Origin of the sequence: Streptomyces sp. NPDC058619, from assembly GCF_042717785.1 — a bacterium.
Taxonomy (GTDB): domain Bacteria; phylum Actinomycetota; class Actinomycetes; order Streptomycetales; family Streptomycetaceae; genus Streptomyces.
Window position 1 is genome coordinate 163,618 of the sequence record NZ_JBHXQN010000011.1, and the last position, 19,734, is coordinate 183,351.

Here is a 19,734-nt window from a genome sequence, read left to right on the forward strand (position 1 = left end):
TCGTTTACGACACGGGGGCCCCCCGGACCGAACGGTCCGGGGGCGCCCCCGTGTCGTATGTGTCGTACGTGCAGGTCGGTGCAGGTCGCCGGGGTGCTGTGCGCCTACAGGCGGACCTGGACGGCGCGGGCCAGGCGGTCGTGCAGGCCGCGGCCGTCACGGTCCCAGATGACCGCCGGGACGACCAGGGCCAGGAGCAGGGTGCGGATCAGCACCCGGCCGAAGCCGAGGCGGCCGCCGTCCTCCGCGATCACCCGGAGGCCCATGATCCGCTTGCCGGGGGTGAAGCCCACGGTGCCGACGGTCAGGACGGCCAGGGCCACGAAGAGACCCAGGGTCCAGTTGCCCGCCGCGGCCAGGTCGCCGCCCGTGATCAGCCCGTACGCAATCAGCTGGCAGCCGATCCAGTCGATGGCCACGGCGCCCAGCCGGCGCCCGAACCGGGCCACGGAGCCGGGCCCCTCCTGGGGGAGGCCGAGCCGCTGCCCCGGGTAGCCGAAGTCGACGCCCATGTCCTCGGCGGCCGCGCGGGGGCCGGAGAGCCACGATCCGATTGCTTGCCTGTTGTCCACCCGAACACGGTACCCGTGCGGCTCCACGGCGCTTCCGCGGGACCCTGGTTAACTTGTGCGAAACAAATGGGTCATGCTTGAGAAATCCCGTCTGCTTATGGTCGGGTCAGCGTGCGACACCGCACTGACGCACCACGAGCTATAAAACCCGTCCCTGCCCCGGGGCCGGGAGTAGGAGGAGTTGGATGTTCCAGAACGCCGACGAAGTGAAGCAGTACATCGAGGAGAACGACGTCAAGTTCGTTGACGTCCGCTTCTGCGACCTGCCTGGTGTGATGCAGCACTTCACCATCCCGGGGCGCGCGTTCGACCCGAACGAGGAGCTGGCCTTCGACGGCTCCTCGATCCGCGGCTTCCAGGCGATCCACGAGTCCGACATGGCGCTGCGCGCCGACATCTCCACCGCGCGCCTGGACCCGTTCCGCAAGGACAAGACGCTCAACATCAACTTCTTCATCCACGACCCGATCACGGGCGAGGCCTACAGCCGCGACCCGCGCAACATCGCGAAGAAGGCCGAGGCGTACCTCGCCTCCACCGGCATCGCCGACACCGCGTACTTCGGCCCCGAGGCCGAGTTCTACGTGTTCGACAGCGTGCGCTTCGCGACCACCGCGAACGAGAGCTTCTACCACATCGACTCCGAGGCCGGCGCCTGGAACACCGGCTCCGAGGAGAACAACCGCGGCTACAAGGTCCGCTACAAGGGCGGCTACTTCCCCGTCGCCCCGGTCGACCACTTCGCCGACCTGCGCGCCGAGATCTCCCTCGAGCTGGACGCCCAGGGCCTCCAGGTCGAGCGCCAGCACCACGAGGTCGGCACCGGTGGCCAGGCCGAGATCAACTACAAGTTCAACACGCTGCTCGCCGCGGCCGACGACCTGATGCTCTTCAAGTACATCGTGAAGAACGTCGCCTGGCGCAACGGCAAGACGGCGACCTTCATGCCGAAGCCGATCTTCGGCGACAACGGCTCGGGCATGCACGTGCACCAGTCGCTGTGGGCCAACGGCGACCCGCTGTTCTACGACGAGACCGGCTACGCGGGTCTCTCGGACACCGCCCGCTACTACATCGGCGGCATCCTCAAGCACGCCCCGTCGCTGCTGGCCTTCACCAACCCGACGGTGAACTCCTACCACCGCCTGGTGCCGGGCTTCGAGGCGCCGGTCAACATGGTCTACTCGCAGCGCAACCGCTCCGCCGCGATGCGCATCCCGATCACGGGCTCGAACCCGAAGGCCAAGCGCGTCGAGTTCCGCGCCCCGGACCCGTCGTCCAACCCGTACCTCGCCTTCGCGGCGCTGCTGCTCGCGGGCCTCGACGGAGTCAAGAACAAGATCGAGCCGATGGAGCCGATCGACAAGGACCTCTACGAGCTCTCGCCCGACGAGCACGCGAGCGTCCCGCAGGTCCCGACCAGCCTGGAGGACGTCCTCAAGGCCCTGGAGGCCGACCACGAGTACCTCCTGGCCGGCGGTGTCTTCACCCCGGACCTGATCGAGACGTGGATCGACTACAAGCGCACGCACGAGATCGCCCCGATCGCGCTGCGTCCGCACCCGCACGAGTTCGAGATGTACTTCGACCTCTAGGCCGCGCGGTTCCGCGTGAAGGCCGCCGCCCCGCTCGGGGTGGCGGCCTTCGCCGTGTCCGACATCGGTGCGTGAGTAGATCCTGCCTGGTGGGAGGCCCTCCGGACGCTCTTCGCGGGCAGCCGCGGGGGCCGTTCCCTTTGACAGGGTGGCGGGGCAGGGTGAGGGTGGGAATGACCTAAACGCCTGATAAGCGAGACATGTGCGGAGGTGCATGACAATGCGCCGTAGGATCGTTGCGGCAGCCATGGCAGGGGCCGCGGGAATCGCGATGGGTGTGCTGCCCCTCGCCAGCGCCTCGGCTTCGACCGTCACCGGTGGGGGTGGCGGCGGTGGGGACGGGGGCTACGACTGCTACCGGTACCCCTCGAACCGCTCGGACGCCCGGTGGGACGCCTGTTGTCACCACGACTGGCGCGACCGGCCCAGCTGGTGCTGGGACCAGGGCGGCGTCGGCGGGTACAACGACAACTGGCGCGACCCGAACTGGCACGACTCGAACTGGCACGACTCGAACTGGCGCGACGACGCGAACTGGAACTCGGGCCGGCACGACTCCGGCTGGCGCGACAACGGGAACTGGAACAACGACCGCGGCCACTGGAACGGCGGCGGCGGGGGCGACGGCGGCCACTGGAACGGCGGTGGCGGCGACGGCGGCCACTGGAGCGGCGGCGGCGGTGGCGGCGGGCGCTGATCTCAGCGCAGCAGCGGCATCGCGCCCGTGAGGTCGCGCAGGCAGCGGACGGCGAGTTCGGCCGGAGAGCCGGGTCCCGAGACCGGGGCGTCGGTGGCCGACCACAGCTCCAGGGAGATGCGGATCGCGTCCGTTGCCGCCGCGGCGAGCAGCCGTACCCCCAGGGCGTCGGCGCCCGGGCCGGCCAGCCGGGCCACTACGGGGACCAACTGTTCCTCGGAGTCCTGGTTCACCCGGTACCAGACCGCCCGCAGCGCCTCGTCGGCCTCCGCCGCCCGGAGCAGGCCGCGGGTGACCTCCAGGCCCTCCGCGACGGCCTGCGGGTCGTTCAGCGAGCGGGTCACGGCCCGCTCCAGCGCCTCCCCGAGCGGAGTGCCGGGCTCCTCCTCGGAGAGCAGTGCGCGCCAGGCGTCCCCGCCGCCCGCGAGCAGCGGGGCCACCGCCTCCTGCTTGTTGCGGAAGTACCGGTAGAACGTGCGCAGGGCCACGCCCGCGCGGTGGGCGATGTCCTCGGCGGTCGTGCCGTCGGGGCCGTGCTCGGCGAAGAGTTCGCAGGCGGCCCGGGCGATGTCCAGCTGGGTGGCGGCCTTGCGGCGCTCGGTCAGCGACTGGGCTCCGGGGCCGGCCTGGGGAGAGTACGGACGAGGGGATCTCACGGGGTGAAGCGTACCTCTCACAAACGTCGCTGATTGCAGTCCTTGTCACTCTGGCAAAACGTGTCATCAGCTCGCTACGCTCACCCCATGAACCGTTACGAAGGACGTCGCGTCCTCATCACCGGCGGTGGCTCCGGCATCGGCCAGGCCACCGTCCACCGCATCCTCTCCGAGGGCGGCAGGGTCCACACCGTCGACGTGAACGAAGCCGGCCTGCGGGTCACCGCCGACCGCGCCGCGACCGACGGCCACGCGGACCGCCTCACCACGGCCGTCCTCGACATATCCGACGAGAACGCGGTCAGGCAGGGCGTGGCCGCGGCCGCCGGCGCCCTCGGCGGGATCGACGTCCTCGTGAACGCCGCCGGCATCCTGCGGTCCGCCCACACCCACGGCACCACGCTGGAATTGTGGAACACGGTCATCGGGATCAACCTGACCGGCACGTTCCTGATGATCCGCGAGTCCCTTCCCTCGCTGCTCGCGGGCGATCAGCCGGTCGTGGTGAACTTCAGCTCCACCTCGGCGTCCTTCGCCCACCCCTACATGTCCGCCTACGCGGCCAGCAAGGGCGGCATCCAGTCCATGACTCACGCGCTGGCCGCCGAGTACAGCAAGCAGGGCCTGCGCTTCGTCTCCGTCGCTCCCGGGTCCATCGAGAGCGGGATGACCACCGGCACCGGCCCCGGCCTGCCCGAGGACACCGACTGGTCCCTCTTCACCAAGCTCGCCCCGGCCCTCGGCCAGGGCTTCGCCGGCCCGCAGACCGTGGCCGGTGTCGTCGCCATGCTCGGCTCGGAGGACGGCGCCTTCATCACCGGTACGGAGATCCGCATCGACGGCGGCACCCACTACTGATCCCCCTGCCGGTCAGCCCCTGAAGCGGTCCCAGAGCCGGGGGAAGCGCTCCGCGAGCACGGCTTCGTCCTCGAAGTCCAGCGGGGAGCCCCCCGGCTCTGCCGGCTGGAGCGGGACCCCCAGGTCCGGCGTGACCGACCCGGTCAGCTGCTCGTACGCCTCGTCGGCCGCGTACCCCAGCTCCTCGCCGTCGCCGTCGATCTCCTCGTCGAACTCGCCCAGCAGCTCCGCCAGCTGGTCCGGGTCGTGCACCCCGCCCTCGAAGACCTCCCGGCCCTGCCCGATGAGCCAGCAGCGGAAGTAGTCGAAGGCGTCGTCGCTCGCCCCGTCGAGCAGGACCCAGGCCGCGCCCCACAGGTCCCAGGTGTAGGCCCGGTTGTAGCGGGACTCGAAGTGCCGCGCGAAGTCCACGACGGAGTCGGGATCGAGCTGCGCCAGCCGCTCCACGAGCAGATCGGCGTGTTCCTCGGGGTCGCCCTCGGCGGCCTCGCGGGTACGGTCGACGATCTCCCAGAACTCCGTCTCGTCCATCACCGCTCCAGCATCACGGTTCCACCCCCGCACCGCCACCGCGCATGGCGCGAAAGGCCGGTGTCCGACCCCCGGGAAGGGGCGGACACCGGCCTTTCGCGTCACACCGCGCCGCGGCGGTCGCTCACGCGGCCTCAGAGGCCGTAGCGCTCCCGGGCCTCCTTGACGGCCGACGCGGGCACCTCGCCGCGGCGGGCGAGCTGGGCCAGCGCGGCCACCACGATCGACTGGGCGTCGACACCGAAGTGGCGGCGGGCGCCCTCACGGGTGTCGGACAGACCGAAGCCGTCCGTGCCCAGCGAGGTGTAGTCCTGCTCCACCCACTGGCTGATCTGGTCCGGAACCTGGCGCATCCAGTCGGAGACGGCCAGCACCGGGCTGGTGACGCCCTCCAGCGCGCGGGTGACGTACGGGGTGCGCACCTCGCCGCGCAGCAGCGCCTCGTCGCACTCCAGCGCGTCGCGCCGCAGCTCGCCCCAAGAGGTGGCGGACCAGACGTCGGCGGCCACGTTCCAGTCGGCGGCGAGGAGCTTCTGCGCCTCCAGCACCCAGTGGATCGCCGTACCGGAGGCCATCAGCTGGACCTTCGGGGAGTCGGCGGCCGGGGCCGCCTCCGCCAGGTCGGCCGCCGTGTTGAAGCGGTACAGGCCGCGCAGGATCCCTTCCTCGACGCCCTCGGGCATCGCGGGCTGGACCTTCGGCTCGTTGTAGACCGTCAGGTAGTAGAAGACGTCTTCCGGCTGCTCGCCGTACATCCGGCGCAGACCGTCCTTGACGATCACCGCGATCTCGTACGCGAAGGCCGGGTCGTAGTTGAGCGACGCCGGGTTCGTGGACGCGATCAGGTGCGAGTGGCCGTCCGCGTGCTGGAGGCCCTCGCCGGTCAGCGTGGTGCGGCCGGCGGTCGCGCCGACGATGAAGCCCTTGCCGAGCTGGTCGGCGAGCTGCCACATCTGGTCGGCGGTGCGCTGCCAGCCGAACATCGAGTAGAAGATGTAGAAGGGGATCATCGGCTCGCCGTGCGTCGCGTACGACGTACAGGCGGCGATGAAGTCGGCCATGGCGCCGGCCTCGGTGATCCCCTCGTTGAGGATCTGGCCGTCCTTGGCTTCCTTGTAGTACATGAGCTGGTCGCGGTCGACCGGCTCGTACGTCTGGCCCAGCGGCGAGTAGATGCCGGCCGACGGGAAGAGGGACTCCATGCCGAAGGTGCGGGCCTCGTCGGGGACGATCGGCACCCAGCGCCTGCCGGTCTCCTTGTCCCGCATCAGGTCCTTGACGAGCCGGACGAAGGCCATGGTGGTGGCCATCTCCTGCTTGCCGGAGCCCTTGAGCAGCGGGGCGAAGGAACGGTCCGCCGGTGCGGGCAGGGCCACGTGCCTGACCTTGCGGGCCGGGGCCGGACCGCCGAGCGCCGCGCGGCGCTCGTTCAGGTACCGGACCTCGGGGCTGTCGGCACCCGGGTGGCCGTACGGGACCTGGCCGTCGGCGAAGGCGCTGTCCGGGATCGGGAGGCCGAGGAGGTCACGCATGTCCTTGAACTCGTCGATCGTCAGCTTCTTCATCTGGTGGTTCGCGTTCTTCGACTCGAACCCGGCGCCCAGCGTGTAGCCCTTGACGGTCTGCGCGAGGATGACCGTCGGCGCGCCCTTGTGCTCCAGGGCGGCCTTGTACGCGGCGTACACCTTGCGGGGCTCGTGGCCGCCGCGGGAGCTGTGGAAGCACTCGGCGATCTTCGCGTCGGAGAGCAGGCCGCCCAGCTGCGTCAGCTCGGCGCCGGCGCCGAAGAAGTGCTGCCGGATGTAGGCCACGTCGCGGGTCGCGTACGTCTGGAACTGCGCGTCCGGTACCTCGCGCAGGCGGCGTACGAGCGCGCCCGTGGTGTCCAGCTGGAACAGCTCGTCCCAGGCGGAGCCCCACAGGGACTTGATGACGTTCCAGCCGGCCCCGCGGAACTGGGCTTCCAGCTCCTGGACGACGCGGAAGTTCGCGCGGACCGGACCGTCGAGGCGCTGCAGGTTGCAGTTGATGACGAAGGTCAGGTTGTCGAGCTGCTCGCGGGAGGCCAGGGCCAGGGCGGCGGTCGACTCGGGCTCGTCCATCTCGCCGTCGCCCAGGAAGGCCCAGACGTGCGAGTTCGCGGTGTCCTTGATGCTGCGGTTCTGCAGGTAGCGGTTGAAGCGCGCCTGGTAGATCGCGGACAGCGGGCCGAGGCCCATGGACACCGTCGGGAACTCCCACAGCCACGGCAGGCGCCGCGGGTGCGGGTAGGACGGCAGGCCGTTGCCGCCGGACTCCTGGCGGAAGTTGTCGAGCTGCTGCTCGGAGATCCGCCCGTCGAGGAAGGCGCGGGCGTAGATGCCGGGGGAGGCGTGGCCCTGGATGTAGAGCTGGTCGCCCGATCCGTCGGCCTCCTTCCCGCGGAAGAAGTGCTGGAAGCCGGTCTCGTAGAGCCATGCGGCGGAGGCGAAGGTGGCGATGTGGCCGCCGACGCCGTACTTGGAGCCGCGGGTCACCATGGCGGCCGCGTTCCAGCGGTTCCAGGCGGTGATCCTGGCTTCCATCGCCTCGTCACCGGGGAACTCGGGCTCCGCGGCGGTGGGGATGGTGTTGACGTAGTCCGTCTCCAGCAGCTTCGGCAGCGCGAGGCCGGCGGCCTCGGCGTGCTGGAGCGTACGGCGGAGCAGGTATTCGGCGCGGCGCGTACCGGCGGCCTTGGCGACGGCGTCGAGGGAGGCCGCCCATTCGGCGGTCTCCTCGGTGTCGCGGTCCGGGAGCTGGTCGAGCTCGCTCGGAAGCTTTCCTACGGGGTCGGACATCGGTGTGCGCCGCCTTCCGGACAAAGGAGAGGTGGTGAAGAAATCCCTGACGGGCAGGACAGGGCTGATGGACCTGGTTGAGGTCCGCGATGACTGTAAATCGCTGATCGATGATCGATCAAATGAATGTGGCGAAGAAATGTACATCCGACGAAAGTCGGCACCGCGTGCCAGGAAAGAAGGCACGCAGTGCCGGTTAAATAGGGTCAATCCGGGCGGAGAGCGGGCCGCTCAGGCGCGCGGCGCGCACCCCAGGACGTGCCGCTTCACGAGCAGGCCGATGTCCGGATCCTGGCTGCGGAAGGCCTCGACGAGCGCCTCGTGCTCCTCGGCGTAGGACTTCTGGACCGTTCCCAGCCACCGGATGGACAGGGCCGTGAACACCTCGATGCCGAGGCTCTCCCAGGTGTGCAGCAGGACGCTGTTCCCGGCCGCCCGCACCATCTCCCGGTGGAACCCCACCGTGTGCCGCACCTGCGCGGTGCCGTCGTCGGCGCGGTCGGCCTCCCACAGGGCCGCCACGTGCGGCTCCAGGGCCGAGCAGTCCGCCGCCAGCCGAGGCGCGGCCAGCTCGGCCGCGATCTGCTCCAGGCCGGCCCGGACCGGATAGATCTCCTCCAGGTCCGCGGCCGAGAGGTTCCGTACGCGCACGCCCTTGTTCGGCGCCGACTCGATCAGCCGCAGGGTCTCCAGCTCGCGCAGGGCCTCGCGCACGGGGGTCTGGCTGACCTCCAGCTCCACCGCGATCCGGCGCTCGACGATCCGCTCGCCGGGCTTCCAGCGCCCGCTGACGATCCCCTCCACGATGTGCTCGCGGATCTGCTCGCGCAGCGAGTGCACGACGGGTGGGGTGATCATCGGGACTTCATCTCCTGGTGGCTGGCAGGGTCACGCGGGGCCTGATGCGTAGACAATACGGCGGCTCGGGCCGTCGGGACGCGTTCCCGGTCGGGGCCGCCGGGTGAGGCTGGTTACAAGGGGCGGAGCTCCGCCGCGAGGAGGAGCTCCTCGTCGGGCGCCGTCACCGGGACCTCGTACGGTTCCCCGGCGGTCAGCAGGGTGGGCGCCCGGACGTCCGGGCGGGCCCCGGCGCCGCCCCCGCGCTGTCCGTCCGGATCGGCCGGGGTATGACGACGGCGCCCCCGCCCGGAGGGTGTTCCGGGCGGGGGCGCCGTACGTGCAGCGGGTGCTGCGGGAGGCGTCGTGCCTTACAGGCCGAGCTCGACCTCGAACTCGCCGGCCTCGAGGATCGCCTTGACGGCCGAGAGGTACCGGGCCGCGTCCGCGCCGTCCACCAGGCGGTGGTCGTAGGACAGGGTCAGGTACGTCATGTCGCGGATGCCGATGTTGGTGCCCTCGGCGGTCTCGATGACCACCGGGCGCTTCACCGTGGCACCGATGCCCAGGATGGCGACCTGGTTCGGCGGCACGATGACCGTGTCGAACAGCGCACCGCGCGAGCCGGTGTTGCTGATGGTGAAGGTCGCGCCCGACAGCTCGTCCGGCGTGATCTTGTTGCCGCGGACCTTGGAGGCCAGGTCGGCGGTCGCCTTGGAGATGCCCGCCAGGTTGAGGTCGCCCGCACCCTTGATGACCGGGGTCATCAGGCCCTTCTCGGAGTCGACGGCGATGCCGATGTTCTCCGAGTCGAAGTAGGTGATGGTGCCCTCGGCCTCGTTGATCCGGGCGTTGACGACCGCGTGGGCCTTCAGCGCCTGGGCGGCGGCCTTGACGAAGAACGGCATCGGGGACAGCTTGACGCCCTCACGGGCGAGGAAGCCGGCCTTGGCCTTCTCGCGCAGCTTCATGATCTTGGTGATGTCCACCTCGACCACGGAGCTGAGCTGCGCCTGCGAGTGCAGGGCCTTCATCATGTTCTCGCCGATGACCTTGCGCATGCGGGTCATCTTGACCGTCTGACCGCGCAGCTCGGACACCGCGGCGGCCGGGGCCTTGGCGGCGGGAGCGCCGGCAGGCGCCGGAGCGGCGGCAGCGGCCTTGGCCGCCTCGGCGGCGGCCAGGACGTCCTGCTTGCGGATGCGGCCACCGACACCGGTGCCCGAGACCGCGGAGAGGTCGACGCCGGACTCCGTGGCGAGCTTGCGCACCAGCGGGGTCACGTACGCGCCCTCGTCACCGGCGGAGGCCGGAGCGGCGGGGGCGGCGGGCGCGACCGGAGCCGGGGCGGCCACGGGGGCCGGAGCGGCCGCCGGGGCGGCAGCCTGGACCGGAGCCGGAGCCGGAGCCGGAGCCGGAGCCGGAGCCGCGGGGGCGGCCGGGGCGGCCACGGGAGCCGGAGCCGCGGGGGCGGCCGGAGCCGGCGCCGGAGCGGCAGCCTCGGCCGGAGCCGGGGCGGCAGCGGCCGGGGCGGCGGCCGGAGCCGCACCCGCGACGCCGATGACGGCGAGACGGGCGCCGACCTCGGCGGTCTCGTCCTCGGCGACCAGGATCTCCAGCAGCGTGCCGGCGACCGGCGCGGGGATCTCGGTGTCCACCTTGTCGGTGGAGACCTCGAGCAGCGGCTCGTCGGCCTCGACCGACTCGCCGACCTGCTTCAGCCAGCGGGTGACGGTGCCCTCGGTGACGGACTCGCCCAGGGCGGGGAGCACGACGTCGGTGCCCTCGGCGGAACCGCCGCCGGTGGCCGCGTCGGCGCTCGGGGCCGGAGCCTCGGAGCCGGCCGGGACCTCGGTGGACGGGACGGCCTGCGGAGTCTCGGCCGCGGGGGCCTCGGCGGCCGGAGCCGCAGCCTCGGCAGCCGGAGCCGCGTCCCCCGAGCCGTCGTCGATGACGGCCAGCTCGGCGCCGACCTCGACGGTCTCGTCCTCGGCCACCTTGATGGAGGCGAGGATGCCGGAGACGGGCGAGGGGATCTCGGTGTCGACCTTGTCGGTCGACACCTCGAGCAGCGGCTCGTCGGCCTCGACGCGCTCGCCCTCGGCCTTCAGCCAGCGGGTGACAGTGCCCTCGGTGACGCTCTCACCGAGCGCCGGAAGGGTTACGGAAACCGACATGGTTTCAGTTGCTCCTAACGAATGTGCGGAAGTGGTCGTCGCGCCCGTGACGAATTAGTCGTGGGAGTGAAGCGGCTTGCCGGCGAGAGCCAGGTGGGCCTCGCCCATCGCTTCGTTCTGGGTCGGGTGCGCGTGGATGAGCTGCGCGACCTCGGCCGGCAGGGCCTCCCAGTTGTAAATGAGCTGGGCCTCGCCGACCTGCTCGCCCATCCGGTCACCGACCATGTGGACGCCGACCACGGCACCGTCCTTGACCTGGACGAGCTTGATCTCGCCCGCGGTCTTGAGGATCTTGCTCTTGCCGTTGCCCGCAAGGTTGTACTTCAGGGCCACGACCTTGTCCGCGCCGTAGATCTCCTTGGCCTTGGCCTCGGTGATGCCGACGGACGCGACCTCGGGGTGGCAGTACGTGACGCGCGGCACACCGTCGTAGTCGATCGGGACGGTCTTGAGACCGGCCAGACGCTCTGCGACCAGGATGCCCTCGGCGAAGCCGACGTGCGCGAGCTGGAGGGTTGGGACGAGGTCGCCGACGGCCGAGATGGTCGGCACGTTGGTCTGCATGTACTCGTCGACCAGGACGTAGCCGCGGTCCATCGCGACGCCCTGCTCCTCGTAACCCAGGCCCTGGGAGACCGGCCCGCGGCCGATGGCGACCAGCAGGACCTCGGCCTCGAAGGCCTTGCCGTCGGCCAGCGTCACGCGGACGCCGTTCTCCGTGTACTCGGCCTTGTCGAAGAAGGTGCCGAGGTTGAACTTGATCCCGCGCTTGCGGAACGCGCGCTCCAGCAGCTTCGAGCTGTTCTCGTCCTCGACCGGCACGAGGTGCTTGAGGCCCTCGACGACGGTGACGTCGGTGCCGAAGGACTTCCACGCCGAGGCGAACTCGACGCCGATGACGCCACCGCCCAGGACGATCGCGGACTCGGGGACGCGGTCGAGGACCAGCGCGTGGTCCGAGGAGATGATGCGGTTGCCGTCGATGTTCAGGCCCGGCAGCGACTTCGGCACGGAGCCGGTCGCCAGGAGCACGTGGCGGCCCTGGACGCGCTGGCCGTTCACGTCGACGGAAGTCGGGGAGGAGAGGCGGCCCTCTCCCTCGATGTAGGTCACCTTGCGGGAGGCGACCAGGCCCTGCAGGCCCTTGTACAGGCCCGAGATGACCTCGTCCTTGTACTTGTGCACACCCGCGATGTCGATGCCCTCGAAGGAGGCCTTGACACCGAACTGAGCGGCCTCGCGCGCCTGGTCCGCGATCTCACCGGCGTGCAGCAGAGCCTTCGTGGGGATGCAACCGTTGTGCAGGCAGGTGCCGCCGAGCTTGTTCTTCTCGATCAGCGCAACGTCGAGACCCAGCTGGGATGCGCGGAGAGCCGCGGCGTAACCGCCACTGCCACCGCCGAGGATCACTAGGTCGAAAACGGTGCTGGCGTCGTTCGCCACGTCACGTCCTCCATGCATGTGCGCCGGGCACCGGTCCTCTGTGACCGGGCGGCGGCTGGTAATCGGCCGCTGGTTTCGTCGGCCCTGTGGTGGGGGCCCTGTCCTGCCGAGAACCCATCTTCGCATTTGTCGGGGGAACGCGGGACGCCGGGCCCAACATGTGACCGGTCGTTCGGCCCGAAGCCACGATTACCGGTGCGTAGAGACCTACGGATTTCGTTGTGGGCTGAACGCCCCCGGGCACACCACGGGCCTTGACCGGCTTTTCGATCAAGGCCCGGAGTGCGTCAGGTGTCACTCGCGGAGCGTCAGCCCAGGTCGCCCGTGGCCGTGCGCTCGGCCAGCCGCACCAGGGTGCGGACGGCCGAGCCGGTGCCGCCCTTGGGGGTGTAGCCGTGCGGGGCGCCCTCGTGGAAGGCCGGGCCCGCGATGTCGAGGTGGGCCCAGGTGATGCCCTCGCCGACGAACTCCTGGAGGAAGAGGCCGGCCACCAGGCCGCCGCCCATCCGGACGCCCATGTTGGCGATGTCGGCGGTGGGGGAGTCCATGGACTTGCGCAGGTCCGCGGGGAGCGGCATCGGCCAGGAGGCCTCGCCGACCTCTTCCGCGATCTCGTGGATCGAGGTGCGGAAGGCGTCGTCGTTCGACATGATCCCGAAGGTCCGGTCGCCCAGGGCCAGCACCATGGCGCCGGTCAGGGTCGCGACGTCGATGATCGCGTCCGGGTTGTCCTCGGAGGCCTTGGTCAGCGCGTCGCCCAGGACGAGGCGGCCCTCGGCGTCGGTGTTGAGGACCTCGACGGTCTTGCCGCTGTACATGCGCAGCACGTCACCGGGCTTGGTGGCGGAGCCGGACGGCATGTTCTCGGCGAGCGCGAGCCAGCCGGTCACGTTGACCTGGAGGCCCAGCTTGGCGGCCGCGACGACGGCGGCGAAGACGGCGGCGGCGCCGGCCATGTCGCACTTCATCGTCTCGTTGTGGCCGGCCGGCTTCAGCGAGATGCCGCCGGAGTCGTAGGTGATGCCCTTGCCGACGAAGGCCAGGCTCTTCTCCGCCTTGGCATGGGTGTAGGTGAGCTTCACCAGGCGCGGCGGGTTCTCCGAGCCCTTGCCGACGCCAATGATGCCGCCGTAGCCGCCCTTGAGCAGGGCCTTCTCGTCCAGGACCTGGACCTTGATGCCGTTCTCCTTCGCGGCCGCGGAGGCGACCGCGGCGAAGGCCTCAGGGGTGAGGTCGTTCGGCGGGGTGTTGACCAGGTCGCGGGCGACGTTGACCTCGGTCGCGACGACGGAGGCGCGCTCGGCCGCGGCCTTGTGCTCCTTGTCGCGGGGCTTGGCGCCCAGCAGGGCGATCTCGGCCAGCGGCAGCTTGGGGCCGCCGTTCTTGGCGCCCTTCTTCTCGCCGCCCTGGTAGGCGGTGAAGGCGTACGCGCCGAGCAGCGCGCCCTCGGCGACGGCGGTCACGGCGGACGCGTCGTCGAGGGGGAGCGCGAAGGCGGCCTTCTTGGAGCCGTGCAGGGCGCGGGCGGCGGCGCCGGCGGCGCGGCGCAGCACCTCCTCGTCGTACGACTCGTCCTCGTCCGGGAGGGTGCCGAGTCCGACCGCCAGCACGACCGGCACCTTGAAGCCGTCCGGGGCCGGGAGCTTGGTGATCTCCCCTTCGGCGCCCGAGGCCCCGAGCGCTTCGAGTACGGCGGCGAGCTTGCCCGCGTACGCGGTGTCCACGGCCTCGGCGCCCGCGGCGGCGAGGGGGCCCTTGGGGCCCTTCGCCACGCCGACCACGAGGGCGTCGGCGCGCAGCGTCGCCGCGCCGGCAGTGCTGAGAGTCAGAGCAGTCACGGTGGTGAGGTCTCGCTTCCGTATGTATGTGTGGGCCGAGTGGGTGGACGGCCATCCGTGGCGATCGTATTCGGGCCCGGGCGCCGCCGGAAATGAGCGTACGCGCCCGGACTCGTCCGCACGCCACTCGAAGGTTTGGCAAGTTGTTCGATCAAACGGCCAATGGGTTCACCCGTCTGTGGACTCTGCTCCAGGTTTGCCTCGTAGACCTGACGAGGTCCGAAAGACTCGGCCCACTCTCGCAAGGGGACGCTGGGGTCCTTTTGCATGATTTCCACAGTGCCTCCCCGGCCCGGCCGTCCGCCCAGGGCCGTTGTCGAGGGATGCCTGCGGGGGGAAAGGCCGAAATGGTCAACAAGAACCGGATGAACAGGGTCGCAGCCGTCATGGCCGCGGCAGCCCTGGTATCCGTCGTCGTACCCGCCGCGACCGCCACGGCGGCCGTGACACCGCGCATCGACCTGAAGGTGCTGGTCGTCGATGACGGCGGCACCTCGGTCGAGGCGATCACCGCGGAGCTCCGCGACACCGGAGTCCCGTTCACCCGCGTACAACTGGGCAGCAGCGGCCGCCCGGTCATCAACGCGGCCTACCTCAGCGACACGGTCGACGGCCGTCCGCGCGCCAAGTTCCAGGGGGTGGTCCTGCCGAACGAGAACCCGTTCGGGGAGGGCTCGGCAGAGATGGCGGCGCTCGCCGCCTACGAGACGACGTACGGGATCCGCCAGGTCGACGCCTACACCTGGTCCCACCCGGGCGTGGGGCTGGAGTACACCGACAACGGCGGCTACGGCGGCGAGCTCGACGGCACCCGGGCCGCGGTCACCGCAGCCGGCGAGGCGGGACCGTTCGGCTACCTCGGCGGGCAGGTCGCCTTCGAGGACAACTCGCCCCTCGTGCCCGAGAGCTACGGGTTCATGGGCAAGCCGCGGGCCGGCTACACCAGCTACCTCGACGCCCCCGTCGGCTCCGGACGGGCCTCGCTCGTCGGCGAGTACACCCACGACGGACGCAGCGAGCTGGTCGTCACCTTCGGCTACAACCAGCACCAGCAGCAGTTCCGGCTGCTGGCCCGCGGCATCGTCGAGTGGCTCACCCAGGGCGTCCACCTCGGTCAGAGCCGCAACTACTTCGCGGTCCACGTCGACGACGTCTTCGCCCCCGACGCCCGCTGGAGCAAGGAGCTCAACTGCACGCCCGGCGACTACGCCTGTCCGGGCGGCGAGGGCCAGGAGAGCACCATCCGGATGACCGCCGCGGACGCGCAGTACGCGGCCCAGTGGCAGACGTCCAAGAACTTCACGCTCGACATGCTCTTCAACGCCGGCGCCGGCGAGGAGTGGAAGGCCGAGAACGCCGGCGTCGACGCGATGACCGCCCAGCTGATCGCCGACCGGTCCAAGTTCCGCTGGATGAACCACACGTACACGCACCCGTTCCTCGGCTGCGTCCAGGACGTCACCACCTCCCCCTGGACCTGCAAGAAGAACGCCCAGGGCGTCGTGCAGTACATGAGCCGCGCGGAGATCTCGGCGCAGATCCGCGACAACAACAACTGGGCGGCCGCCAAGGGCATCACCACCGACCGCACCGAACTGGTCACCGGCGAGCACTCCGGCCTCAGGACCAACCCGCAGCAGCCCCAGGACAACCCCAACCTGGCCGGGGCCCTCGCCGACAACGGCGTCAAGTGGGCCGGCAGCGACAACTCCCGGGAACCCGCGCAGCGGGCCGTCGGCGCCGCCCTGACCGTCCCCCGCCACCCGATGAACGTGTACTACAACACGGGCACCAACGCGGAGATGGCCGACGAGTACAACTGGATCTACACCAGCCGCGCCCACGGCGGCAGCGGCATCTGCGAGGACAACCCCGGCACGTCCACCTGCCTCCCGGCCCCGGTCGACGCCACCACCGGCTACCTGGACTACATCGTCCCCCAGGAGGCCCGGACCGCCCTGCGCCACGTCCTCGCGAACGACCCGCGCCCGCACTACGTCCACCAGTCCAACCTCGCCGAGGACCGCACCCTCTACCCGGTGCTCAACCAGGTCCTCGACACCTACCGCACGCTCTACGCGCCCAGCGCGCCGATCGTGAACCAGAGCATGAAGGACACCGGCGTCGAGCTCAGCCGCCGCGCGGCCTGGGACAAGGCGATCGAGAACAACCAGGTCACCGCCTACCGCATCGGCACGGCCGTCACCGTCAAGACGCCCTCCGGCGTCTTCGCCCCGGTAACCGCCCCCAACGGCACCAGGAAGCAGATGCTGCTCGGCAGCGCCGACTTCGGCACCGCCTACGCCGGAAGCCGCTCCGCCTGGACCTCGCCCGAGCTGCTCCAGAGCGCCGTCACGCTCAAGCTGCCCGGCTGACCGTCCCGCAAGCCGTCACCCGTACCACCTAGCGCCGGCGCTCCCTACCCAGGGCGCCGGCCCCTTTTCCGTCCTGGGGGGACACACCGCATGAGCCATGGGCGTCATGTCACCATGCTCACCGAAGGCACCTACCCGCACGTCCACGGGGGCGTCAGCACCTGGTGCGACCAACTGGTACGGGGCATGCCGGAGGTCGATTTCAACGTCATAGCCCTGACCGGCTCCGGACGCGAGCCGGTCACCTGGGAACTCCCGCGCAACGTCTACCGCCACACCGCCGTCCCGCTCTGGGGTCCTCCCCCCGGCCGCGGCCGCCGCAAGGCCCTGCGCGGCAAGGCCCACCGCCGCTTCACCCGGGTCTACGAAACCTTCCTGCTGTCCCTGCTCGACCCGTCCCACGGCGGATTCTCCAACGCCCTGCGCGAACTGGCCCAGCTCGCCCGGGCCGGCAAACTCGCCCCGGCCCTGCGCTCCGAGTACGTCCTGCGCCTCCTGATGCGCGTCTGGACCCGTCCCGGCCTCAGCACCGCCGAGGCCCGGCCCACCATCCACGACGCGCTCACCGCCACCGACCTGCTGGAACACGCGCTGCGCCCGCTCTCCGTGCGGATCCCGCCCGACAGCGTCGCGCACGCCGTCAGCAGCGGCCTCGCCACCCTTCCCGCGCTCGCCGCCAAGTACCTCGACGACGTGCCCTTCCTCCTCACCGAGCACGGCATCTACCTGCGCGAGCGCTACCTCGGCTACCGCACCGCCGAACAGCGCTGGCCGGTCAAGGCCCTCATGCTCGGCTTCTACCGCGAGCTCAACACCGAGGGCTACCGGCAGGCCGACCTGATCACCCCGTGCAACCAGTACAACCGCCGCTGGGAGGAGCGCGGGGGCGCCGACTCCGAGCGCATCCGCACCGTCTACAACGGCGTCGACCCGCACGCCTTCCCCGAGGCCGGCCCCGAACCCGAGGTGCCCACCCTCAGCTGGTGCGGCCGCATCGACCCGATCAAGGACCTCGAAACCCTCATCCGGGCCTACGCGTTCATGCGCGAGGAGCTTCCCGGGCTGCGGCTGCGCCTCTTCGGCCCGGTCCCGGCCGGCTGCGAGGGCTACCGGCTCCGGCTGGAGGAGCTCGCCGCCGAACTCGGGGTGGGCGACGGCATCAGCTACGAGGGCCGCATCGAGCAGGTAGCCCGGGCGTACGCGGCCGGCTCGGTCGTCATGCTCTCCTCCATCAGCGAGGGTTTCCCCTTCAGCATCATCGAGGCCATGTCCTGCGGCCGCACCACCGTCTCCACCGACGTCGGCGGGGTCCGCGAGGCCGTCGGCGACACCGGCCTCGTCGTCCCGCCGCGCGAACCGGAGACCATGGCCCGCGCCACCCTCGCCCTGCTCCGCGACGACGAACGCCGCGCCGAGCTCGGCCGGATGGCCCGCAAGCGGGTGGTGGAGAAGTTCACCCTCCACCAGTCCGTGGACGGCTTCCGGCACATCTACCGGGAACTCGCCGGCCAGCCCGTCCTGCCCGTCCACGAGGGCGACGACTGGACCCAGCGGCTCGCCGACCCCTGGTACCGGGAACTCGCGGCCGACGGGAGCCTGTGGTGAGCGGATCGCTCTGGCTCAAGCCCCCCGGCCCGGACGGCGGCTGGGTACCCGTCGGCTCCGCCGCCCGCCGCACCCCGGGGCGGGCGGGCGGCGGAGCAGCGGCGGGTACGCCCGGCGCCCGCGGTGCGCACGGCCCGCGGGCCTACACCCTCCCGGCCATCCCCCGGCCGCGCCGCAGCATCCCCGCGGCCGACCCGATGGACGAACTCGTTGCCCGCCTCGGCGTGTTCATCTCGGCGGCCGTGCACCCCGACGAGATCGCCGCCATCCTCGAATCCGACGGCATGACCGACGAGTACATCCGGCTCACCTACGGCCGTCCGGACTCCTTCGGCCTCGCCGAGGAGCTCTTCGCCCGGGTGCCCCGCTCCTTCCCGGAACCCGCCGACGCCGCCGACCCGTGGAAGGTCTCCCTCACCGCCTGCCTGCTGCGCGGGGTGATCTTCGCCCTGCCCGGCCTGGCCTACGTGCTGGGCGCCCCCCTGCTCGACGGCCCCAAGGACCGCCTGGGCCTGCCCGCCGGGACGCTGACCCTGCTCGCCGGCGCCCTCATCGGCTGGGTCTGGGACCAGACCCTCTCCCACCGCGCCTACTCCTGGCTCGGCCTCGGCGACCGGGCCGCCGCCGGACGGACCCTGCTCGTCGGCACCCCCGCCGGGTCCCTGCTGGGCACCGCCGCCGCGCTGGCGGTGCCCGGCGGGCCGCCGTTCTCGTACGCCTTCGCCGCGGGCCAGGCCCTCTACGTCGGCGCGGCCACCGTCCTGCTCGTGCTCGGCCGCGAGCGGGTGCTGCTCGCCGCGCTCGGCCCGATGGCCGCCGGCGCGGTGCTGGCGCTCTTCGTGGACCTGCCCGTGCCGGTGCGGATGACCCTGCTCGCCGTGTCCCTCGCGGCCGCCAGCACGCTGGCCGTACGGGAACTGCCGCTCGCCGCCGGCCTGCGCGGAGCCCTGCGGCGCGTCCGGGGCTGGGCGGAGCGCCGCCCGGGCGCCGGCCCGGTGCGCTGGCAGATGCTGCGCGGCGCCGAGGAGGAGTACACCCCGCGCGGACCCCGGCTCGGGGACTCCGTGCCGTACGGGGTCTTCGGCCTCGGCACCGGTCTGCTCGTGCTGTACGCCGCCCTCGGCGAGGTGCTCGCCGGAGGCCCGGCCGAAGCCGTCGCCGCCCCCTCGGCGGTGGCCCTCACCCTCAGCATGGGCCCCGCCGAATGGCTGCTCCACCGGTTCCGCAGCGGCAGCCTCGCCGGGCTCCGCGCGGCCCGCTCGTCCCGCGCGTTCCGGGGGCGGATGCTCGGCACCCTCGCCCGGTGCCTCGCCGCCTACCTGGCGGTGCTGCTGGCCCTGGGGGTGACCGGCACCCTGCTCTGGCCCGGGGCCCCCGTCCTCACCGGCGTCCGGACCGCCACCCTGCTGCTGCTCGGCGCCGTGATGTGGACCGGGCTGCTCCTGCAGTCCTTCGGGGCGGTCCGGCCCGCCGCCGTGGTCTGCGCCTCGGCCGCAGTCGCCCAGAGCCTGGCGCTGCTGACCGGGCTGGGACAGCCCCGGATGGTGCAGCTGGCGGTGGCCGCCACGGCGGCCGCGGCCCTGGCCGTCCTGGTCTGCCTGCTCCTCGGCCGCGCCACGGCCCACCGCTGACCCGACCGCCCCGCCGACCTGCCCGAGCAACCGCCCGAACCCGACCGCCCGAACCCGTCCGACCCGTCCGACCCGCGAGCCGTACGACGAGAAGAAGGAC

14 protein-coding genes are annotated in these 19,734 nt (G+C 71.3%); 6 read left to right on the top strand and 8 right to left on the bottom strand.

Features of this window, described 5'->3' with window-relative positions; all coding sequences use genetic code 11:
* Positions 1-104: 104 nt before the first annotated feature.
* Positions 105-572, bottom strand: a complete 468-nt coding sequence (locus ACFWTC_RS14135; RefSeq protein ID WP_383922085.1) for an RDD family protein — start codon at positions 570-572, stop codon at positions 105-107.
* Between the two features lie 185 nt (positions 573-757).
* Here ACFWTC_RS14135 and glnA point away from each other — a divergent pair, with 185 nt between their 5' ends.
* Both glnA and ACFWTC_RS14145 read left to right on the top strand, forming a co-directional pair.
* Positions 758-2,167, top strand: a complete 1,410-nt coding sequence (glnA, locus tag ACFWTC_RS14140) for a type I glutamate--ammonia ligase (protein ID WP_383922088.1) — start codon at positions 758-760, stop codon at positions 2,165-2,167.
* 247 nt (positions 2,168-2,414) lie between these two features.
* Entirely contained in the window at positions 2,415-2,864 is a 450-nt protein-coding gene (locus ACFWTC_RS14145; protein ID WP_384025760.1) for a hypothetical protein, read from the top strand.
* Positions 2,865-2,866: 2 nt separating this feature from the next.
* On the opposite strand, the gene ACFWTC_RS14150 is transcribed toward ACFWTC_RS14145, so the two are convergent.
* Positions 2,867-3,520, bottom strand: a complete 654-nt coding sequence (locus ACFWTC_RS14150) for a TetR family transcriptional regulator (RefSeq protein WP_383922093.1) — start codon at positions 3,518-3,520, stop codon at positions 2,867-2,869.
* Between the two features lie 87 nt (positions 3,521-3,607).
* Between ACFWTC_RS14150 and ACFWTC_RS14155 the strand changes: the two genes are divergently transcribed.
* Positions 3,608-4,378, top strand: a complete 771-nt coding sequence (locus ACFWTC_RS14155; RefSeq protein WP_383922096.1) for an SDR family NAD(P)-dependent oxidoreductase — start codon at positions 3,608-3,610, stop codon at positions 4,376-4,378.
* Between the two features lie 12 nt (positions 4,379-4,390).
* Here the strand turns inward: ACFWTC_RS14155 and ACFWTC_RS14160 are convergent, their stop codons facing one another.
* From ACFWTC_RS14160 to ACFWTC_RS14185, 6 genes are all read right to left on the bottom strand, one after another.
* Positions 4,391-4,909 (bottom strand): DUF4240 domain-containing protein, encoded by a 519-nt coding sequence (locus ACFWTC_RS14160; protein ID WP_383922099.1) that lies wholly within the window; start codon positions 4,907-4,909, stop codon positions 4,391-4,393.
* 134 nt (positions 4,910-5,043) lie between these two features.
* Positions 5,044-7,728, bottom strand: coding sequence for a pyruvate dehydrogenase (acetyl-transferring), homodimeric type (aceE, locus tag ACFWTC_RS14165; RefSeq protein WP_383922102.1), 2,685 nt, complete (start codon positions 7,726-7,728; stop codon positions 5,044-5,046).
* Positions 7,729-7,959: 231 nt separating this feature from the next.
* Positions 7,960-8,583 (bottom strand): GntR family transcriptional regulator, encoded by a 624-nt coding sequence (locus ACFWTC_RS14170; protein ID WP_383922223.1) that lies wholly within the window; start codon positions 8,581-8,583, stop codon positions 7,960-7,962.
* Between the two features lie 353 nt (positions 8,584-8,936).
* Complete coding sequence (sucB, locus tag ACFWTC_RS14175) at positions 8,937-10,742, bottom strand: 2-oxoglutarate dehydrogenase, E2 component, dihydrolipoamide succinyltransferase (protein WP_384074197.1); 1,806 nt, start codon at positions 10,740-10,742, stop codon at positions 8,937-8,939.
* A 54-nt stretch (positions 10,743-10,796) separates the two neighbouring features.
* Positions 10,797-12,185 (bottom strand): dihydrolipoyl dehydrogenase, encoded by a 1,389-nt coding sequence (lpdA, locus tag ACFWTC_RS14180; RefSeq protein WP_383922106.1) that lies wholly within the window; start codon positions 12,183-12,185, stop codon positions 10,797-10,799.
* Between the two features lie 308 nt (positions 12,186-12,493).
* Positions 12,494-14,023 carry a leucyl aminopeptidase gene (locus tag ACFWTC_RS14185; protein WP_383922109.1) on the bottom strand — a complete coding sequence of 510 codons (1,530 nt, stop codon included), beginning with the start codon at positions 14,021-14,023 and terminating at the stop codon, positions 12,494-12,496.
* A gap of 347 nt (positions 14,024-14,370) precedes the next feature.
* Here ACFWTC_RS14185 and ACFWTC_RS14190 point away from each other — a divergent pair, with 347 nt between their 5' ends.
* The 3 genes from ACFWTC_RS14190 (at position 14,371) to ACFWTC_RS14200 (ending at position 19,634) form a co-directional block, all read left to right on the top strand.
* Positions 14,371-16,398 (top strand): hypothetical protein, encoded by a 2,028-nt coding sequence (locus ACFWTC_RS14190; protein WP_383922111.1) that lies wholly within the window; start codon positions 14,371-14,373, stop codon positions 16,396-16,398.
* 90 nt (positions 16,399-16,488) lie between these two features.
* Complete coding sequence (gene pelF / locus ACFWTC_RS14195) at positions 16,489-18,003, top strand: GT4 family glycosyltransferase PelF (protein ID WP_383922114.1); 1,515 nt, start codon at positions 16,489-16,491, stop codon at positions 18,001-18,003.
* Positions 18,000-19,634 carry a hypothetical protein gene (locus ACFWTC_RS14200; RefSeq protein WP_384025754.1) on the top strand — a complete coding sequence of 545 codons (1,635 nt, stop codon included), beginning with the start codon at positions 18,000-18,002 and terminating at the stop codon, positions 19,632-19,634. Before pelF ends, ACFWTC_RS14200 begins: the two co-directional genes overlap by 4 nt.
* Positions 19,635-19,734: the final 100 nt, after the last annotated feature.

Bases quoted from the DNA above. Each gene is read 5' to 3' on its own strand.
- ACFWTC_RS14155 (WP_383922096.1), top strand. From the start codon at position 3,608: ATGAACCGTTACGAAGGACGTCGCGTCCTCATCACCGGCGGTGGCTCC.
- ACFWTC_RS14190 (WP_383922111.1), top strand. From the start codon at position 14,371: ATGGTCAACAAGAACCGGATGAACAGGGTCGCAGCCGTCATGGCCGCG.
- ACFWTC_RS14145 (WP_384025760.1), top strand. From the start codon at position 2,415: ATGGCAGGGGCCGCGGGAATCGCGATGGGTGTGCTGCCCCTCGCCAGC.
- aceE (WP_383922102.1), bottom strand. From the start codon at position 7,728: ATGTCCGACCCCGTAGGAAAGCTTCCGAGCGAGCTCGACCAGCTCCCG.
- pelF (WP_383922114.1), top strand. From the start codon at position 16,489: ATGAGCCATGGGCGTCATGTCACCATGCTCACCGAAGGCACCTACCCG.
- sucB (WP_384074197.1), bottom strand. From the start codon at position 10,742: ATGTCGGTTTCCGTAACCCTTCCGGCGCTCGGTGAGAGCGTCACCGAG.
- glnA (WP_383922088.1), top strand. From the start codon at position 758: ATGTTCCAGAACGCCGACGAAGTGAAGCAGTACATCGAGGAGAACGAC.
- ACFWTC_RS14160 (WP_383922099.1), bottom strand. From the start codon at position 4,909: ATGGACGAGACGGAGTTCTGGGAGATCGTCGACCGTACCCGCGAGGCC.